This is a genomic window from Pseudomonas retamae (assembly GCF_043496865.1).
Lineage (GTDB): Bacteria > Pseudomonadota > Gammaproteobacteria > Pseudomonadales > Pseudomonadaceae > Aquipseudomonas > Aquipseudomonas retamae.
The window spans coordinates 210712-231177 of the sequence record NZ_JBIEIL010000001.1 but is presented as its reverse complement, the minus strand read 5'-3'; the positions used below and the strand labels follow the sequence as shown (position 1 = coordinate 231177).

At 59.7% G+C, this 20466-nt stretch carries 11 protein-coding genes and 1 tRNA gene; 9 read left to right on the top strand and 3 right to left on the bottom strand.

The features are described 5' to 3' along the window. Positions 1 to 10: 10 nt before the first annotated feature. Together ACGSLL_RS00965 and gcvA are read right to left on the bottom strand one after the other, a co-directional pair. Positions 11 to 838: an EamA family transporter gene (locus tag ACGSLL_RS00965; RefSeq protein WP_394502248.1), complete on the bottom strand. Its 828-nt coding sequence runs from the start codon at positions 836 to 838 to the stop codon at positions 11 to 13. Positions 839 to 919: 81 nt separating this feature from the next. Beyond that, entirely contained in the window at positions 920 to 1813 is an 894-nt protein-coding gene (gene gcvA, locus ACGSLL_RS00960; RefSeq protein ID WP_394502246.1) for a transcriptional regulator GcvA, read from the bottom strand. A gap of 242 nt (positions 1814 to 2055) precedes the next feature. Between gcvA and ACGSLL_RS00955 the strand changes: the two genes are divergently transcribed. From ACGSLL_RS00955 to ACGSLL_RS00915, 9 genes are all read left to right on the top strand, one after another. Continuing rightward, entirely contained in the window at positions 2056 to 3795 is a 1740-nt protein-coding gene (locus ACGSLL_RS00955; protein ID WP_394502244.1) for a dipeptidase, read from the top strand. Between the two features lie 974 nt (positions 3796 to 4769). Further along, positions 4770 to 6023 carry a multidrug efflux RND transporter periplasmic adaptor subunit MexE gene (gene mexE / locus ACGSLL_RS00950; protein ID WP_394502242.1) on the top strand — a complete coding sequence of 418 codons (1254 nt, stop codon included), beginning with the start codon at positions 4770 to 4772 and terminating at the stop codon, positions 6021 to 6023. A gap of 15 nt (positions 6024 to 6038) precedes the next feature. Continuing rightward, positions 6039 to 9230 (top strand): efflux RND transporter permease subunit, encoded by a 3192-nt coding sequence (locus tag ACGSLL_RS00945; protein WP_394502240.1) that lies wholly within the window; start codon positions 6039 to 6041, stop codon positions 9228 to 9230. Beyond that, complete coding sequence (locus ACGSLL_RS00940; protein ID WP_090283548.1) at positions 9227 to 10648, top strand: efflux transporter outer membrane subunit; 1422 nt, start codon at positions 9227 to 9229, stop codon at positions 10646 to 10648. The genes ACGSLL_RS00945 and ACGSLL_RS00940 overlap by 4 nt, the downstream gene beginning before the upstream one ends. 1128 nt (positions 10649 to 11776) lie before the next feature. After that, positions 11777 to 13492 carry an amidase gene (locus tag ACGSLL_RS00935; protein ID WP_394502237.1) on the top strand — a complete coding sequence of 572 codons (1716 nt, stop codon included), beginning with the start codon at positions 11777 to 11779 and terminating at the stop codon, positions 13490 to 13492. 418 nt (positions 13493 to 13910) lie between these two features. Next, a complete protein-coding gene (locus ACGSLL_RS00930; RefSeq protein ID WP_394502235.1) occupies positions 13911 to 15206 on the top strand; it encodes an OprD family porin in 1296 nt (431 codons plus the stop codon). Positions 15207 to 15463: 257 nt separating this feature from the next. Continuing rightward, complete coding sequence (locus tag ACGSLL_RS00925; RefSeq protein ID WP_394503063.1) at positions 15464 to 15817, top strand: type II toxin-antitoxin system ParD family antitoxin; 354 nt, start codon at positions 15464 to 15466, stop codon at positions 15815 to 15817. Between the two features lie 327 nt (positions 15818 to 16144). Further along, the gene (locus tag ACGSLL_RS00920; protein WP_394502233.1) at positions 16145 to 19348 is read left to right on the top strand and encodes a hypothetical protein; all 3204 of its coding nucleotides are present in this window, start codon (positions 16145 to 16147) and stop codon (positions 19346 to 19348) included. Between the two features lie 443 nt (positions 19349 to 19791). Next, positions 19792 to 20151, top strand: a complete 360-nt coding sequence (locus ACGSLL_RS00915; RefSeq protein WP_394502231.1) for a DUF6124 family protein — start codon at positions 19792 to 19794, stop codon at positions 20149 to 20151. A gap of 216 nt (positions 20152 to 20367) precedes the next feature. Here ACGSLL_RS00915 and ACGSLL_RS00910 read toward each other — a convergent pair. Next, positions 20368 to 20463 (bottom strand) — tRNA-Sec (locus ACGSLL_RS00910). Positions 20464 to 20466: the final 3 nt, after the last annotated feature.

Genomic DNA, 20466 nt, shown 5'->3' with positions numbered 1-20466 from the left:
GTCGGCCGTGTCAGCCGATGATGAAAATACCGCTGACGATCACCACGCACGCCAATATCCGCCGGACGCTGAGTGCTTCGCCGAGAAACAGATAGCCGATCAACGCCGCAAACAGCACGCTGGTTTCGCGCAATGCCGATACCGCGCCCAGCGGCGCTTCGTTCATTGCGTAAATGACGATGGCGTAGGCCAGCAACGAGACCAGCCCGCCGATGACGGCGGCTGACGTTCCGGGACGCAGGGTGAACAGGCTGCGGGCGTCGCGCAGGGCGATATACACCGCAGGCATCAGCAAACCCCACAACGCGCACATCCACACGGTGTAGGCCAGCGGCGCGCCGGACAGCCGGGCGCCGATACCGTCGACAACGCTGTAAGCGGCAATAAAACAACCGGTGCCGAGCGCGTAAGGGAGGCTCGGCACCGACAGCCTGCGCCCGCTAAAGGCCAGCGAAATAATTCCGCCCGACACCAACGCAACGCCAAGCAGTTGGCCGGGCGCGATGCGTTCACCGGCGAAAACGGCAGCACCGAGGGTGATCAGCGCTGGCGACGACCCACGGGAAATCGGATAGACCTGGCCCAGCTCCGCGACCCGGTAACTGCGCACCAGAAACAGGTTGTAGCCGACATGCAGCAGCGCCGAGAGCAGCGCGTAACCCCAGCTTGCGGCGGCGGGCAGCGGCATGAACGCAGCGGCGATGGCACAGGTGATCGCAATGGCGATGCACATCACCGTCATCGACCACAGCCTGTCAGCTCCGCCACGCAGCAGAGCGTTCCAACTGGCATGCAGCAGTGCGGCGAAAAGAACCAGGATGACGATATGAGTAGGCATGGGCACCATATTAGGTAAGGCAATCAGCGGACTGAAGCGAAGTCTCCTCACTGTGTCATGAGTAATTCCTCATGTATCCACTCAGCGGACTTTCATCGCCTCGCTCATCAACCATTGGCGAAAGCTGACAATGTGCGGCTGCGCTTCGATGCCCTTGGGACAGACAAAGTAGTAGGCCAGCGGCGATGCGAATGGCACGTCGAACAGGCGCACCAGTCGGCCATCGGCAATCTCGTTCCCGACGTGGCCGCTGCGCACCAGCGCCACACCCTGACCGAGCAAAGCCGCTTCGACCGTCATGTTGGTGTCGCCAAACCGGACGCTTTCGCGAACGGGCGAAAACCCCAGCCCGATGGCTTCGAACCAGGCTTCCCATTTCGGCACCAGCTCGGCGCCATCGCGGGTCAGCAGCGGAAAGTGCAGCAGTTCGGCCGGGCTGTGCGGCATGCCTAAGCGTTGCAACAATTCGGGACTGGCGACCGGAAATACCTGCTCGCCGAACAGAAACTCCGCATACAGCCCCGGGTAGTTGCCCTTGCCCAGGCGGATCGCCACGTCAGCCTGGCCCGCGGCGAAATGGATGATTTTGTCTGTAGTGTCCAGCGCCACCAACAGTTCGGGGTGCTGCCGCGAAAGATTCGGCAATCGCGGCAACAGCCATTTCAGCGCAAACGAATACGTCGTGCTGACGCTCAGCCGCACCCTGCCCTTTTGCTCGCGCAAGTCAGCCAGTGTCGCCTCCAGACTGATGAAAAATTCCCGCACGATCGGCGCCAGCGTCGCCCCCGCGGCGGTGAGGCGTAGCGCCTTGCCGCGCTCAAACAACTGCAGCCCCCACAGCGCTTCGAGGTGTTTGAGCTGATGGCTGACCGCGCTTTGGGTCACATGCAGTTCTTCTGCGGCAGCGGTGAAAGTCGGGTGCCGGGTGGCGACTTCAAAGGCACGCAAGGTTGCGGTCGGCGGGAGATCTTTCATGGGCCGGTCATCCGATCGAATTGGCGGCCACGAGCTGAGCATGAATAACCGCTCATGATCAAGTCATGACGCGTTTTTGCGCCGTGAGAGGTTTTCATCGATGCGTCGCTTTTGCCGTTCTGTGCGACACGTCCCGTTTCAGGGCTCCCGCATTCCTGCGCAGCGGTGGTAGTTTGTAAGTGCATGTGTCCTGAGATTCAGGCACGACTTATTTATCACTCTGCAAAGGAATGCCTTTCGCAATGAATGTCCCTTTCAAAAAACTCGCGGCCACAACGCTGATGCTGGCCGGCCTCGCCGTCTTCACCGCGCCTGCACAAGCCAACATCACCGCGCAGCAAAGCGCCGAGATACTGAAAACCTACAACACCACGTCGGTGACTGATTTCCATCAGTTCCTCACTGAACTGGGCAAAAGTGATCTGGCGAAAAAAGCCGAGATCAGCCCGGCCATCAGCGCCTATCTCGGCAAAAAGACCCTGACCGCTGAACAGCAGAACGAAATCTATCGCCTGCTCGGGCTGTACACGCGAGTGAAATACAGCGCTGCGGCCACCGAAACCCTGCGTGAGCTGGTCGAGATCCCGACCTACCGCAAGGACGGCGTCGAGCAGCACGACAACCCGGAATTCATCAAGATCGCCGCGAAGATCAAGAGTCTCGCCGAGTCGTTCGGTCTGAAATTCCGCAACATCGACAATCGCGTCTACGAGATTTCCCTCGACGGCAGCGGTGACGAAGTCGTGGGCATTCACGCGCACGCCGATGTGGTGCCGGTGACGCCGGAAAACTGGGTGCTCAAGGATGGCACCCGCCTCGACCCGTTCAAGATCACCCTGATCGGTGACCGCATGTACGGTCGCGGCACTGAAGATGACAAGAACGGCATCGTCGTCACCCTGTACGCAATGAAGGTGATCAAGGAAGAAAAGCTGCCACTGGTGCGCAACTTCAAGCTGCTGGTCGACACCACCGAAGAAACCACGGGTGACGCGATCCCCTACTACTTCGAACGCAACCCGACGCCCAACTACAACCTCGCACTGGACGGCGGCTACCCGGTGGTGATCGCCGAAAAAGGTTACGGCACCGTCATGGCCAACTTCGCCAAGCGCAAAGGCGAAGGCAACGGTGCAGAAATCGTTGCGTTGACCGGCGGCATGGCGACCAATCAGATCCCATCTGCCTCGGTAGCCACCCTGCTCACCGACAAGCCCGCAGAACTGGCGGCCAGCCTGCAAAAGGCCGGTAACGAATACGCCAAGCGCAACGGTGGCGATTTCGAGGTCAGCGCCAAAGTCGATGGCAAGGACGTCAAACTGACGGTGACTGGCGTGTCCGCGCACTCCTCCGAACCCGAGTCCGGAGTCAATCCGGTGGCGCGTATGCTCGACTTCATCAATAGCCTTGATGGCAAGGTCGCGTTCAAACACAACCACATCACCGACGCCGCGCGTTACCTCGCCGACAATTGGGGCCTGGATTATCTCGGCAACAAGCTCGGCGTCGGTTTCTCCGACGCGTTCATGGGGCCGCTGACCACCTCGCCGACCTTCGTCGGCATGGACGACAAGACCTTCAAGCTGGCGGTCAATCTCCGAGTGCCGAAGGGCAAGTCGCCGGAGAAGCTCAAAGCCGAAATCGCCGACAAACTCGCCGCCTGGAGCAAGAAAACTCACGTCGCAGTGGCGTTCGATTATTCGGTCGCAGCACCGATGTACCGCAACCCCGAGGGTGAATGGGTCAAGGCATTGCTGGCGGTCGCCACCGAAAACCTTGGCATGAAACACGAGTTCGGCACCTCTGCAGGCGCAACTTCGGTGCATGAACTGCCTAACGGCGTGCAGTTCGGCCTGGCCATGCCTGACGTGAAATACACCGGCCACACCGACGGCGAATTCAAAACCGTCGAGCAATTCCAGCTGGACCTGCAAATCGTCACCGAAATGATCGGCCGCATCGGCCAGTTGCCGAAACTCTGATTGGCTCGCCGGGCCCGCTGCAATGGTGGGTTCGGCGTTTTAATTGCCGCGTAACCTGTGGGAGCCAGCCTGCTGGCGATGGCGGTGGGTCTGGCAATGAAAGTGTCGCCTGTGCGACCGCCATCGCTTGCAGGCAAGCTCCCACAGGGATCGCGTGCATCACCAGGCCAGCAATCGAAAATCAAAAGCCCCTCACCCTAGCCCTCTCCCGGAGGGAGAGGGGACTGATCGGGGTGGATGCGAGAGCAACGCCGACCTGCGATACCGAGTCGAACGCAAAATTTGAAAAGCCCAAAGATCGGCTCCCTCTCCCTCCGGGAGAGGGCTGGGGTGAGGGGCAAATCCACCGCAAATCCCAAGCCAAGCGACGCTTCTAACCACTCAACAATGAGCTTTAGCTCGAGTGCCTTTGATCTTGATCTTGCCTAACCAGCGACGTCGGAAGGCTGAGTGGAGGGATTGATCCGGGCGTGGGAGCGCAGCGACCGTCTGGCGCAGCCAGACACAGCGGAAGGAGGTGCAGCGCAGCAAACCGTAGCCGCTGCGCCCGGATCGATCCCGGAGCGAAGGGACCCGAGCCTGCGAGGGCCGAACGCAGGAGCAAGCGTTTTGGGTTACCTTTTTGGCGTTTGAAAAAGGTGACCCGCCGTAAGGGCGGAACCGTAAGTGGCCGTTACCGCAGCAACGGATATGTACACAGCATCCAAAAAAACCAGCGCCTGAAACAAAGCCATCGCTTGCAGGCAAACTCCCACAAAATCCAACGCGACCCATAAACCGCGATCGTTGCACGCCACGCAACAGATCATTGCCCACAACCCTATTGATAGCCCCCTAACGAAAGGTGCACGCTAGAGGGCTGATCACGGTCTTATATCATTCCGAATGATAGTTACCTTTGCTTCATTCGATTCGTGCCATCACACCCCGCCGAGCATCATCCGCCCATCTTCAATACTTTGGCGGATGCATCCATGGAACATTCACTCAAACATTTGCGCTTCCCGTTGGCCCTTTTGGCCGTACTGGTGATGAGCGCCTGCGGCAAAACCCCGGAGACCGCCGCTGCCATGCCACCTGCAAAAGTCAGCGTGGCCAAGGTGCTGGAACAACCGGTCAATGAGTGGGACGAATTCACCGGGCGCCTCGAAGCGCCGGAAACCGTCGAAATCCGTCCACGGGTCTCCGGCCAGATCGATCAGGTAGCCTTCACCGAAGGCGCACTGGTCAAGAAAGGCGACCTGCTGTTCCAGATCGACCCGCGTCCGTTCCAGGCCGAGGTCCGCCGCCTCGAAGCCCTGGTTGCCCAAGCCCGCGCCACCGCCACCCGCAGTGAAAACGAAGCCGCTCGCGGCGAACGTCTGCGTACCAGCAACGCGATCTCCGCCGAACTGGCCGATTCGCGCACCAGCGCTGCCCAGGAAGCCCGCGCCGCCGTCGGTGCCCTGCAAGCGCAACTCGATCTGGCCAAACTGAACCTGAGTTTCACCCGCGTTACCGCGCCGATCAGCGGTCGCGTCAGCCGTGCCGAGATCACCGCCGGCAACCTGGTCACCGCCGACACCACTGCCCTGACCAGCGTCGTTTCGACCGACAAGGTCTACGCCTACTTCGACGCCGACGAGCGTGTGTTCCTCAAGTACACCCAACTGGCCCGCAACGGTCAGCGCGGCGCGACGACCCCGGTGTACATGGGCCTGTCCAACGAGGACGGCAACCCGCACCTCGGCCAGATGAACTTCGTCGACAACCAGGTCAACCCGAAAACCGGCACCATCCGTGGCCGCGCGGTGTTCGACAACACTGACGGCACCTACACCCCAGGCCTGTACGCACGGCTGAAACTGGTCGGCAGCGGCACCTACAACGCCATGCTGATCAACGACGAAGCCGTCGGCACCGACCTGGGCAAGAAGTTCGTGCTGGTGATGGATGCGGACAACAAAACCGCTTACCGCCCTGTCGAGCTCGGGCCGAAAATCGAAGGCCTGCGCATCGTCCGCACCGGCCTGCAGAAAGACGACACGATCATCGTCAAGGGCCTGCAGCGGGTGCGTCCCGGCTCGCCGGTTACCCCTGAAGTGATCCCGATGGCCAGCGAGCAGACCCTCGCCGCCCTCGCCCAACAACGTCAAGCGCTGGAAGCCAGCAACCTGCCCAAAGTCGCCCCTGCCAAGGGTGCGTCGGGTTCGGCTGCGAAGCTGGCTGCCACGACCCCACGCGGTTAAGGGACGACAACTCCGATGAATTTTTCCCAATTCTTCATTTCCCGGCCGATCTTCGCAGCGGTGCTGTCGCTGTTGATCCTGATCGCCGGTGCGATCTCGCTGTTCCAGTTGCCGATCAGCGAATACCCGGAAGTCGTGCCGCCGACCGTGGTGGTGCGTGCCAACTTCCCGGGTGCCAACCCCAAAGTCATCGGTGAAACCGTGGCCGCGCCGTTGGAGCAAGCCATCACCGGCGTCGAGAACATGCTGTACATGTCCTCGCAATCGACCGCTGACGGCAAGATCACCCTGACCATCACCTTCGCCCTGGGCACTGACCTGGACAACGCGCAGGTACAGGTGCAGAACCGCGTGACCCGGACCGAGCCGAAACTTCCAGAAGAAGTGACGCGCATCGGTATCACCGTCGACAAGGCCTCGCCCGACCTGACCATGGTTGTGCACTTGACCTCCCCGGACAAGCGCTACGACATGCTCTATCTGTCCAACTACGCGATCCTCAACATCAAGGATGAGCTGGCGCGTCTCGGTGGTGTCGGTGACGTGCAGCTGTTCGGCATGGGCGATTACTCGCTGCGTGTCTGGCTCGATCCGAACAAGACCGCTTCGCGCAATCTGACTGCAACCGACGTGGTCACTGCGATCCGCGAGCAGAACCGTCAGGTGGCTGCCGGCCAGCTCGGCGCCCCCCCTGCCCCGACCGCGCAAAGCTTCCAGTTGTCGATCAACACCCAGGGCCGTCTGGTCACTGAGGAAGAGTTCGAAAACATCGTGATTCGTGCTGGTGACGACGGCGAAATCACCCGCCTCAAAGACATCGCTCGCGTCGAGCTCGGCTCCAGCCAATACGCGTTGCGTTCGCTGCTGAACAACCAGCCGGCCGTGGCGATTCCGATCTTCCAGCGCCCGGGCTCCAACGCCATCGATATCTCGAACGAAGTTCGCGGCAAGATGGAAGAGCTGAAGAAAGGCTTCCCGCAGGGCATGGACTACAGCATCGTCTATGACCCGACGATCTTCGTGCGCGGCTCGATCGAGGCGGTGGTTCACACCCTCTTCGAAGCACTGATCCTCGTGGTCTTGGTGGTGATCCTGTTCCTGCAGACCTGGCGCGCCTCGATCATTCCGTTGGTGGCGGTGCCGGTATCGTTGATCGGTACGTTTGCGGTGATGCACCTGTTCGGCTTCTCGCTCAACGCCCTGTCGCTGTTCGGCCTGGTACTGGCGATCGGTATCGTGGTGGACGACGCCATCGTGGTGGTGGAGAACGTCGAGCGAAACATCGAACTCGGACTGACACCGGTCGAAGCGACCAAACGGGCGATGCGTGAAGTGACCGGCCCGATCATCGCGACGGCGCTGGTGCTGTGTGCGGTGTTCGTACCTGCCGCGTTCATTTCCGGCCTTACCGGGCAGTTCTACAAGCAGTTCGCCCTGACCATTGCCATCTCGACGGTGATCTCGGCCTTCAACTCGCTGACCCTGTCGCCAGCGCTGGCCGCCGTTCTGCTGAAAAGCCACGACGCGCCGAAAGACCGCTTCTCGAAAGTGCTCGACAAGATCTTCGGTGGCTGGCTGTTCCGCCCGTTCAACCGCTTCTTCGATCGTGCCAGCCATGGTTACGTCGGCACCGTGCGCCGGGTCATCCGTGGCAGCGGCATCGCCCTGCTGCTGTATGCAGGCCTGATGGTGCTGACCTTCTTCGGTTTCTCCAGCACGCCGACCGGTTTCGTACCCGGCCAGGACAAGCAATACCTGGTGGCCTTCGCGCAACTGCCGGACGCCTCGAGCCTGGATCGCACCGAAGACGTGATCAAGCGCATGTCTGACCTGGCGCTGAAACAGCCGGGCGTGGAAAGCGCCGTAGCGTTCCCGGGCCTGTCGATCAACGGCTTCACCAACAGCCCGAACGCCGGCATCGTCTTCGTCACCCTGAAACCGTTCGACGAGCGTAAAGACCCGAGCATGTCCGCCGGTGCAATCGCCGGGGCCTTGAACGGTCAGTACGCGAACATTCAAGAGGCGTACATGGCGATCTTCCCGCCACCGCCGGTACAGGGTCTGGGCACCATTGGTGGTTTCCGTCTGCAAATCGAAGACCGTGGCAACCTCGGTTACGACGAGCTGTACAAAGAAACCATGAACATCATCAACAAGAGCCACAACGTGCCGGAACTGGCCGGCCTGTTCACCAGTTACACCGTGAACGTGCCGCAGGTCGATGCTGCTATCGATCGCGAAAAAGCCAAGACCCACGGCGTGGCCGTCAGCGACATCTTCGACACCCTGCAGATCTACCTGGGTTCGCTGTATGCCAACGACTTCAACCGTTTCGGGCGCACCTATCAGGTCAACGTTCAGGCTGAGCAGCAGTTCCGCCTCGAGTCCGACCAGATCGGCCAGCTGAAAGTACGCAACAACAAAGGCGAGATGATCCCGCTGGCGACCTTCATCAAGGTCAGCGACACCTCGGGGCCGGACCGTGTGATGCACTACAACGGCTTCATCACCGCAGAAATCAACGGTGCTGCCGCCCCTGGGTACAGCTCCGGCCAGGCGGAAAAAGCCATCGAGAAACTGCTCAAGGAAGAACTGCCGAACGGCATGACCTACGAGTGGACCGACCTGACCTACCAGCAGATTCTGTCCGGCAACACCGCGCTGTTCGTGTTCCCGCTCTGCGTATTGCTGGCGTTCCTGGTGCTCGCTGCTCAGTACGAAAGCTGGAGCCTGCCACTGGCGGTGATCCTGATCGTACCGATGACCCTGCTCTCGGCCATCACCGGCGTGATCATCTCGGGCGGTGACAACAACATCTTCACCCAGATCGGCCTCATCGTACTGGTGGGACTGGCCTGTAAGAACGCGATTCTGATCGTCGAGTTTGCCAAGGACAAACAGGAAGAAGGCCTCGACCCGCTCGCCGCGGTACTGGAAGCCTGCCGTCTGCGTCTGCGGCCGATCCTGATGACCTCCTTCGCGTTCATCATGGGTGTGGTGCCACTGGTGTTCTCCAGCGGTGCCGGTGCCGAGATGCGTCATGCCATGGGTGTGGCGGTGTTCTCCGGGATGCTCGGGGTGACCTTCTTCGGTCTGTTGCTGACGCCAGTGTTCTACGTGCTGATCCGTAACTTCGTTGAACGCAGTGAGGCCCGCAAGGCGGCCAAAGCGCACAACCTTCCAAAGCCACTGGAGGCGCATCAATGAGTCTGAAAGTCTTCCTGCCGAGCCTGTTGGTGCTGGCCCTCAGCGCCTGCGCCGTCGGCCCCGACTACAAGACCCCAGCCACGGAGGCGGCCAACATCACGGCCGCCACCGACGGCGCCGCCGGGCAAAAGAACTTCGACCGGTCGAAATTCGAAGGCATCTGGTGGCAGCAATTCGATGACCCGACCCTCAACCAGTTGGTCACGCAATCGCTGCAAGGCAACCGTGAACTGCGCGTAGCGTTTGCCCGCTGGAAAGCCGCTCGGGCAATTCGCGACGATGCCAGCAACGACGCGATGCCGACCATCACCAGCCGTGCCAGCAGTGACCTGGGCAAAGGCCAGATTCCCGGCCAGACCACCGACCGGGTCAACAGCGAACGCTACGATCTGGGCCTGGACATGGCCTGGGAACTGGACCTGTTCGGGCGCATCCAGCGCAATCTGGAAGCCAGCGACGCCGACCAGCAGGCTGCCGAAGCCGACCTGTATCAACTGCAAGTCACCATGATTGCCGAACTGGTCGACGCTTACGGGCAACTGCGCGGTGCGCAACTGCGCGAAAAGATCGCAGTGGCCAACCTGAACAACCAGGTCGAGTCACGCAAGATCACCGTCAGCCTGCGTGATGCCGGTGTCGGTGATCAGCTCGACGTGGAACGCGCCGATGCGCGCCTGGCCAACGTCGAAGCGACCGTGCCGCAATTGCAGGCGGAACAGGTGCGGCAGAAAAACCGCATCGCCACCCTGCTCGGTGAGCGCCCGGACAAGCTGACCGTCGACCTGAGCCCGAAAGACCTGCCAGCGATTGCCAAGGCCTTGCCGATTGGCGATCCGGGTGAACTGTTGCAACGTCGCCCGGACATCCTCAGCGCTGAACGCCAACTGGCCTCGGCCACGGCGCGTATCGGTGTAGCGAAAGCCGATCTGTTCCCGCGCGTCAGCCTCAGCGGCTTCCTCGGCTGGACCGCCGGGCGCGGCTCGCAGATCGGTTCGTCGGCCGCCAATGCCTGGGCCCTCGGCCCGAGCATCACCTGGGCTGCGTTTGACCTCGGCAGCGTGCGCGCCCGTTTACGCGGCGCCGATGCCGAAGCCGAAGGCGCACTGGCGACCTATGAGCAGCAAGTGCTGCTGGCGCTGGAAGAATCGGAAAACGCCTTCAGCGATTACGGCAAGCGTCAGCAACGGCTGATCTCGCTGATCCGTCAAAGCGAATCGAGCCGCAAGGCCGCCGACCTCGCTGAAATCCGCTACCGCGAAGGCACCACCGACTTCCTCGTGCTGCTCGATGCACAGCGCGAGCGGCTGAACGCCGAAGACAGCCAGGCCCAGGCCGAAGTTGATCTGTATCGCGGCATCGTCGCCATCTACAAAGCCCTCGGCGGCGGCTGGCAGCCGGAGACCGTTGCCAGCAAGTAATCGCTTTTAAAAGAGCTCCTTTGGTTGGCCGCAACCAACCAATTTTTTTGCCCCGCGCATCATTCGGTCGCGGGGTTTTTTTATGGGTTTTTTTAAGTTGTTGTGATTTTGCTGGGGGTCGTGGTGGATCAGTTTCAGTGGTGTCGGCTGATCGGCCGCTATCGCTTGCAGGCAAGCTCCCACATTTTGAACGCATTCTTTCAGTAGGAACGACATCACCTTGTGGCAGCCAGCCTGCTGGCGATAGCGCAGGTCAGGTAAATGCCTGAACTCAACCTGAAAATCAAAAGCCCCTCACCCTAGCCCTCTCCCGGAGGGAGAGGGGACTGACCGTGGTGGATACGAGAGATACGCCAACCTGCGATATCGAGTTGAACTCAGACTTTGAATGCCCACAAATCGGCTCCCTCTCCCTCGGGAGAGGGCTGGGGTGAGGGGCGAATCCACCACAAATCCCAAAGCCAACCACCCGCTTCTAACCACTCAACAATGAGCGCCAGCTCGAGTGTTCTTGATCTTGATCTTGCCTGACCAGCGACATCGGAAGGCTGAGCGCAGGGATCGATCCGGGCGTGGGAGCGCAGCGACCGTCTGGCGCAGCCAGACACAGCGCAAGTAGGTGCAGCGAAGCAAACCGTAGGCGCTGCGCCCGGATCGGTCCCGGAGCGAAGGAACCCGAGCCTGCGAGGGCCGTACGTAGGAGCAAAGCCTTTTGGTTCCTTTTTGGCGTCTGAAAAAGGGACTCGCCGTAAGGGCGAAACCGCCAGCAGCCGTTACCGCAGCAACGGATATGTACCCAAAACTCAGCGCCTGCAAGAAAGCCATCGCTTGCAGGCAAGCTCCCACATTTGGAATGCATTCTTCCCGTCAAACCCATGGCCGCCTTAAATGCAGTATTCCTGTGCAACCTTTTGCCGCCTGAAATGCAGCCCCTGTGGGAGCCAGCCTGCTGGCGATGAGGCCCACGAAAAAGAAGAAATTCTGCTGCCAATCCACTCCGCCGATTACTCCGCGCCCTGCTTGGTGTTAAATAGGCGCCAGTCTTAACCTTGTCGCCTGAAGCCGTGCAACGAGAACTGCCATGAACAGCTATTGCTACAACGCCCAACCGCAAACGGCGGTGCGCGCATGATCGAAGTCACCGAAGTGTCCATCGCGCAATTGCGCGCCGCACTCGAATCCGGCCAGACCACCGCGGTCGAGCTGGTCGAGGCCTATCTGGCACGCATCGATGCCTACGACGGCCCCGACACACCGACCGCGCTGAACGCCGTGGTGGTGCGCAACCCCGAAGCCTTGAACGAAGCCCGCGCCTCTGACGCACGCCGCGCCAAGGGCCAGACTCTCGGCCCGCTCGACGGCATTCCTTACACCGCCAAGGACAGTTATCTGGTCAAAGGCCTGACCGCCGCCTCGGGCAGCCCGGCCTTCGCCGATCTGGTCGCGCATCGCGACGCCTTCACCATTGAACGCCTGCGCGCCGCCGGGGCGATTTGCCTGGGCAAGACCAACATGCCGCCGATGGCCAATGGCGGCATGCAGCGCGGTGTTTATGGCCGTGCCGAAAGTCCTTACAACGCCGCGTATCTGACCGCGCCGTTTGCCTCTGGCTCGTCAAACGGTGCCGGTACCGCGACCGCCGCCAGTTTCGCCGCGTTCGGTCTGGCTGAAGAAACCTGGTCAAGCGGTCGGGGCCCGGCATCCAACAACGGTTTGTGCGCCTATACGCCGTCGCGCGGGATCATCTCGGTGCGCGGCAACTGGCCGTTGACCCCGACCATGGACGTGGTGGTGCCTTTTGCGCGGACCATGGCCGACTTGCTCGAAGTACTCGACGTGGTCGTCGCCGAAGACCCGGACACTCGCGGCGACCTCTGGCGCCTGCAACCGTGGGTGCCGATCCCGCGCGTCAGCGAAGTGCGCCCGGCGTCCTACGCCGAACTCGCTGCCGATCGTGCCGCGCTGGCCGGCAAGCGTTTCGCCATTCCGCGCATGTACATCAATGCCGATTCCGAAGCCGGCACCAGCGAAGCCCCGGGCATCGGTGGCCCGACCGGCCAACGCATCAACACCCGCGCCTCGGTGATCGAGCTATGGCAGCAAGCGCGTCAAGCGCTGGAAGCGGCCGGTGCTGAAGTAGTCGAAACCGATTTCCCGCTGGTATCGAACTGCGAAGGCGATCGCCCCGGCGCGCCGACCGTGTTCAACCGTGGGCTGGTGTCGAAGGAGTTTCTGCATCATGAACTGTGGGACCTGACTGCGTGGGCGTTCGACGATTTCCTGCAAGCCAACGGTGACCCGAAACTCAATCGTCTGGTTGACGTCGACGGGCCGAAGATCTTCCCGCACGATCCGGGCACCCTGCCCAATCGTGAAGGCGATCTGGCCGCCGGCATGGACGAATACGTACGCATGGCTGAGCGCGGTATTACGCCGTGGAATGAAATCCCTACTGTGGCCGATGGCCTGCGCGGCCTCGAACAGACCCGCCGCCTCGACCTCGAAGACTGGATGGACAACCTCGGCCTCGACGCCGTGCTGTTCCCCACCGTCGCCGACGTCGGCCCGGCGGACGCAGACGTCAACCCGGCCTCGGCCGACATCGCCTGGAGCAACGGCATCTGGGTGGCCAACGGCAACCTCGCAATCCGCCACCTCGGCGTACCAACGGTCACCGTACCAATGGGTGTCATGGCCGACATCGGCATGCCCGTCGGCCTGACCTTCGCCGGCCGCGCCTACGACGACTCCAGCCTGCTGCGCCTGGCCGCCGCCTTCGAATCCACCGGCAACAAACGCCAGATCCCCCCGCGCACACCGCCGCTGTCGGCCAAGGGGCAATAAAGATCTTTATTTGAAAAGCAATCACTGTGGCGGCCAGCCTGCTGGCGATAGCTGACTCTCAGTCAATGAAAGGTTGAATGTTCAACCGCTATCGCTTGCAGGCAAGCTCCCACAGGTTTTGTGTCATGGCTGAATATTCAGACACACCAAAAAACCCTGTGGGAGCTGGCTCGCCAGCGATGGCGCCAGCCAATTCACCACGGTTCTGAAGCCGAACCGACATCCACTGTGGGAGCGAGCCTGCTCGCGAAAGCGGTGTGTCAGCTTGCAGAGATTGTGACTGACCCACCGCCAGCGCGAGCAGGCTCACTTCTACAAGGGTTTGTGTCACGGCAAGAAGTAAGCACATCCGCGCAATCCCTTCGCACCCATTTCCCCGATCATCCCAGCCATCCCCACTACCGCTGGCACACTGATCATGATCGACCGCGCCCCATCGCGCCTCACCCTGCTTGCGCTCCTCTGCGGTCTCAACGCCAGCGCTCACGCCAGCGGCTTCTTCGACGATGCCAAAAGCCAGGTCCTGAGCCGCAACTTCTACCTGAGCAACGACTACCGCTCGCCCACGCCCTCGGGCAAAAACTACAAACAGGAATGGGCTCAAGGCTTTATCGGCACCTTCTCATCCGGCTTCACCGAAGGCAGCATTGGCTTCGGTATCGATGCCCACGCTTTCGCGGGGCTGAAACTGGACGGTGGCAGAGGCCATTCCGGAGCCGGCCTGCTGCCCGTCGACAGCGATGGCCGTAGCGAAAACGACTACTCCAGCGCCGGCGGCGCGCTGAAACTGAAGGCCTCACGCACCACCCTCGCCTTCGGTGAAATGACCGTCGAGACGCCGGTGTTCGACACCTCCGACAAACGCCTGCAACCGGAATACGCCACGGGATTCCTGCTCAACAGCGCCGAGTTCGACAACCTCAACCTGGTCGCCGGCCACTTCACTGCGTTCAAGAACCAGGACAGTTCCTCCGGCCACGGCGATTTCTACGGTTACGGCGCTAACACCGAAGCCGGCGGCATCAGTTTCGTCGGCGCCGACCTGTTCAGCGACAATCCGCTGGGCGGCGCGCTGTACGCCTCGGAGCTCAGCGACACCTGGCACCAGTACTACGGCAACCTGCACTTCAAACAATCCGGGCTGCTGCTCGACGCCAACCTCTACCACACCCGCGACACCGGTCGTGCACTGGCCGGCGAGATCGACAACACCGCGTTCAGCCTGTCCGGCAAATACGCCTTCGGCCCACATGCGGTGATGCTCGGCTGGCAACGCATCAACGGCGACACCCCCTTCGATTTCGTCGGCGGCGACTCGATCTACCTCGCCAACTCGATCAAATACGCCGACTTCAACGGTGCCAACGAACGCTCCTGGCAGGCCCGCTACGACCTCGACCTCGGCGCCTTCGGCATCCCCGGCCTGAAATTCATGACCCGCTACGTCACCGGCAGCCATATCGACGGCACCCACGCGCCCAAGGGCGGCGCCTACAACCCGTTCGACGCCGACAGCGGACAATACCAGCCACAGCAAGGCGATGGCGGCAAACACTGGGAACGCGATATCGACTTGAAATACGTCGTCCAGTCCGGCGCAGCCAAGGATCTGTCGGTGCAACTGTCGCACGTCACCCACCGGGCGAATGAGGCGCAGGCCGGGGATGATATTGACCGGGTTTATGTAGTCATCGAATACCCGCTGGGCTTATAACCCGTTCATTTTGCAATGCGTTCAACCTGTGTGAGCCAGCCTGCTGGCGATGGCGGCAGGTCAGGCACAACATTTGTGGCTGAACAACTGCTATCGCGAGCAGGCTCACTCCTACAAAAGAACGGGGCAAGTTCGCAAGGTTGGCGGCGGTTGGCGGGTTTGGCCTCACTCCCTATCCTCGCGCCCTGTCACGACTCATTCGTGACCGGGTTTGACGGCCTGGACTTCCTCACTACGCGCATAGCCTCTCTTTGCTCGTGCACTTTTGTGCCCGCTCATTGCATGGTGACTGTGTGTGGGGCATCTTCGGATGCGCCGGGTTTGTGAGGACCGGTCCGTCAACCTGCACACAGTTGCCACCCATTCGTTTGACCATACGAAAAACCAGCATCGGGACTGAACACCGAGAGCAACGAATCCAAGCTCAGATCGATGCAAGTGACGGCTGTAACGACAGCGAATGCATCCAGGATTCAGTGGGCCGTGAGCAAGAGCGAAACACTGCGTTGGAAGCCGTCCGCGCTGCGCTTGGGAAAGGCGAAATCAGTGGAAATCTTCAGCCATTCGATCCCAAGGCATTCAAAAACAGAATGTTGAACACCCTGAAATAGCGAACTCGCGTGCAAGTCTGACCTATCCACAAAGTCAAACTGCCAGGCACAAACCCTTGTGGGAGCGAGCCTGCTCGCGAAAGCGGTGTGTCATCAAACCTTAAGCTGACTGATCCGACGCCTTCGCGAGCAGGCTCGCTCCCACAAGGGAATCGCGGCAAATCTCAAGGTCGCTGGCGGTTGAAGGAATGCGATTCTGTGCTTTTGAATCCACTACCGTCCGTCGCCACCTGTCAGAGTTGACAGTAGCCAACCTTCCCCACCCGGTGTTTGATCGCTGTATCGAGGCCAGCGCTCACTCTGGCCATTCACCCAGGAAGGTGTCCCATGGCAATTGCTCGAAACGACGAAGCGCTCGTCCTTTATCCTGCCACCATCGAATTGGCCACCGACGGTGTCATCAGCGATCCCGCCCCACCGGCGGGCGTGACGGTGGAAGGGGTACCGCTGGGGATTTTCAAGGAGGTAACTCGGGCGAACGGCACACTCGCCGCTGCCGTTAAAGTCCTTGTCGACCCGCCGCTGGATACCCGCCTGTACGAAGAAATCACATTGTGGCTCAACGGCACTCAGATCGGCCTGCCGCAGAATGTCGTCGACGACATCATGACCTTCGACCTGTTCCAGTCTGAGTTGCGTGACAATGCGATCAATGTCCTTCAGTACAAACTGAAAACCCACGGCGGCAATATCAGCGAATCCACAGAGCTCTGGGCGCTGTATAGCGCCACCCTGCCCGGTGGCAACAACGTGCCGGGAGCGGGCGCACATCCGGCGTTGGCGATCAGATTTCCTCCGGAATTGGGTAACCCGGCGAGCATCGGCAAGGACGAAGTCGAAAAAGGTGTCCAGCTCACCTTTGACTACCCCTACCGCAAAGCTCACGACACCATCATCTACGAGATCAACCGTGAACGTTTCACCTACACGGTCAGACCCGATGAAATCGACAAGCCTGTCTCGGTGCTGATTGATCGCGCCAAGTTCGAAATGATTGGCAGCCTCGACAACTGCCCGTTTTCCTACACCCTGGTCGATCAACTGCTCAATGCCACCCACAACCGCCGCTGGTCAACGTTCATTTTTGCCAACATTGATCTTGAGCGGGTGGTCTTGCCGATGCCGCTGTTGCGCGAAAAAGCCGCAGATAACACGGATGATCCATACATAGTGGATCTCAAGAAGCTGGATGGCGGCCCACTGTTAGTGGTTGTTCGTCCAAACCATTCGCTGTATGAGCTGGGCGACTGGGTGACGGCGTATTACCAGTTGGACGATTCAGTGGAAAAGGCGACAGAAGGTGGTGCGTTCCCGGCTGATGATTTTGGCGGACTGGATCCGTGCATCGTTTACATACCCAATGATCAGCTTATTTCAGGCAAAAGCTTGCAGGTGCGTTTTGTGGTTGAACGACCAAAGGGCAACGTCATTGGCACATCACGCACGGCCATGGCTGACATCATTGGTGAGGCGGCACCCGAACTGGCCCCGCCGACGATTAAACAAGCTTCGGGCACGAGCCTTGATCCGCTGGATGCGCAGAACGCGCTGACAGCCGTGATCGATTATGTTGGCATGCTCGTCGACGACAAAATCACGGTGACCTGGGCCGCAGCTGCAGGCACCCCCGCGGATGGCTCGCATACTACTGCGCCGTGGCCGGTGGCGACGGTCGGGCCGCAGGAGATCCCACTGCTGCAATCAGTGGTGGCCTTCAACCTTGGCAAACCGGTGACGGTGAGCTACACCGTGATCCGTGGCAGCGGTGAGCCGGTGCCGTCGCTGCAATTAACGCTGACGGTGCAGTCACTGCAACAGAAAGATTTACCCCGCCCTGAAATCGACGGTATGCCGGGTGAGGTGCTGGATGTCCATGCATTGATCGATACCGCCAGCACGCGGATCGCTAAATGGGCGCTTATCGCGCTCGGGCAGAAACTCTGGATGCGTTATTTCGGCACCAAGGCCGATAACTCGCCGTACAGTTCGCAGACCTATAACGCGACGCCCGTACCCTCCGCTGGTTTGCCCAATGGCATGTCCCCCAATGCTCCAGTCGTTGATTTGCGTGGATTAAAAGATGGCTCGGAGTTGAAGATCGAGTTCAAGGTGACGTTCGATAGAGGTACGAATGAAGCCGCTGCACAGACGTTTCCGGTACGTACTTATACGCTCAAGGCTGTTGAGGAAGTAATCCCAACTATCACCTCAGTAAAAGGTTCGCCTAGCGGGGATGATATTCCCGCCGGCGGCCAGACCGTAGAAACGGCCATTATCCTGTCAGGTACGGCCACTCCAGGCACAAAAATCGATCTGGCCAATTACGGCACGCTGATGCCGAATACCGAAATGCAAACAGACTCAAAGGGGAAATGGACATTCACACTGACGACTCTGATTGCCGGAACTACCTACAGCCTGAGCGCCAGACGCAAGGACGGCACGCTCTCCAATACCTGGAACATTGTCGTGGTCGCATCGGTAGTGCCGACACTGGACGATGTGCTGGATGACAAAGGGGTGGATGTGCCAGAGGGTAAAACGACCGTCAGTACCGAGCTGACGCTTAAAGGAACCGCGAGCCTGGGTCAGAAAATCAATATCCGTGACGGCACCGGTGCCGGCTCGGCCACAAGGGGAACCGCGACCGCTGACGGAGTGACAGGTATCTGGGAACTTTCGATTACCGTGCCACTTGGCGCGCGGCGTTTGTACGCCGAGGCTTGTTATCCGAGTAATCCGGTGTATTCGAATGTGCGGAATTTGACGGTGACAGAAGATGTTGTCCCCACCATTAACTCTGTTAAAGGCGCAGTGAATGGTGAGAATATTCCTCAGGATGGCACGACTGGAGTAACTACAATTGTACTAAGCGGTATCGCCGCGAAAGGTCAAGAGGTCAAATTAATTGATAACACAGTTCCAAAAGGCCAGGCCATTGCCGATTTAATATCAGGCATTTGGAAGCTTACGGTTGAAAACCTCAGTATTGGGCAGCATGAATTCACCGCCAAAGCCTTATATGGGACTTATAAAGAATCAACCCCGTGGAAATTGAGGGTCAAAGACGTAGACATTGAAAATTTTGAAGGTGTCAAAAATATAGAGTTATTTTCACCCGGGGAATTCGCAAACGCTGGCAAATTGAAAATGACCTTTGTAAGCGCAAGCAACAGCGGCCTTTTAGCGATCGAAGAACCTTATGGACAATTCCCGCCCATGGGAGGAAGGATGTTTTACGCATGGGTTCCGTTTAACGGTTGGTCCATTACTTATCAACTCGACTTGATTGGTCGGACAACAAGCAGAATAAGATTTTGGCTTTTTTTATGGCCCGGCAAACCAGACTCGTCAGATACGACCATCGCTTTTTTAAACTCATCGGGCACAACATTACTTACAAAAAATGTGCAGGCTATTTCCCCAGAGCGGGCTCAGGAAATTGATTCAGGAACACTATCCGCCATTGCGTCCGTCAGAATAAAAGCATACAAGAGCGCCTATATTGATAACGTTGAGTTTAGTAACTGAACAAGGACAGGTATAGGAGTGAGCCTGCTCGCGATAGCGGTTTGTCTGGTTCGAATGCATCGACCTGAAACATCCTAATCGCGAGCAGGCCATCAGATTCGGAGCAACTTTTCGATTTAAACGAAGGCGTTTAAAAGACACCTCCAGACACGCCTCCGAGGCTACAAATCCTTGCGCCATTGCCTACAGCCAAGCCAGAATCCGCCGGCTTGTGCGTTTTGGGGGCGGGTTCTATTGTGGTCCGGTCGCTGAATATTCAGTGATCGGGTTTAGCAGCCCGGGTTATCTCTAGACGCACAAAGTCTGTCTCCGTTATGGCGGCTTTGCGTGGGGCACTTCGGTGCGCCGGGTTCTAGAGTCCTGGTCTGCTAACCCGCGTACAGCCGCCACCTACTTCGTTAGCAGCGAACGGTGGCAGCTTCACTACTCTAGAGGCTTCAACCATGATCAAACCAACCCCCAACCCGCCCGAAACCGATCCCACCTCCCCCTACGAATCCCTCGACTCCACCAAACTCCACGACGCCGCCGACCGCGCCCTCGATCACTACCTCTGCCCGCCCGGCTCCCCGCCACCGCCGCGTAAAAAACGCACCATGTACGCCGTGACCGCCGATTTCAAAAACGAGGAACTGCTGGCCAACGCCTGCGAAACCCTCGCCTCGGCCAGAACCATCGCCAATGACTTCGCCAACCTCATTCCGGCCTCGCAACGCAGAACGCTGCTGGGGATTGCGCAACTGATCATGCTCGGCGAGCTGGCGGTGAGTCGGGCGCTGGATAATCTGGAATTGCCGCAGTAACAAGCCCTAATTAAGCGCTGCGGCTACTGACGTCTTCGCGGGCAAGCCCGCTCCCACAGGGAATGGTGTCGATCAGCAACTTTGTGTCTACACGCAGAACCTGTGGGAGCGAGCTTGCTCGCGAAGGCGGTGGGTCAGTCACTGAGAGGTCGGCGGGTACACCGCCTTCGCGAGCAGGCTCGCTCCCACATTAAACCGCCAATGCTTTAAGGAAACTGGCGGAAGGCAGCCGGAGTCGAACCTGCCCGGGAACGGATGCCGTCCCCAACCGGGTTTGAAGCCCGGCCGCGCCACCGGGCGCGATTGCCTTCCTTT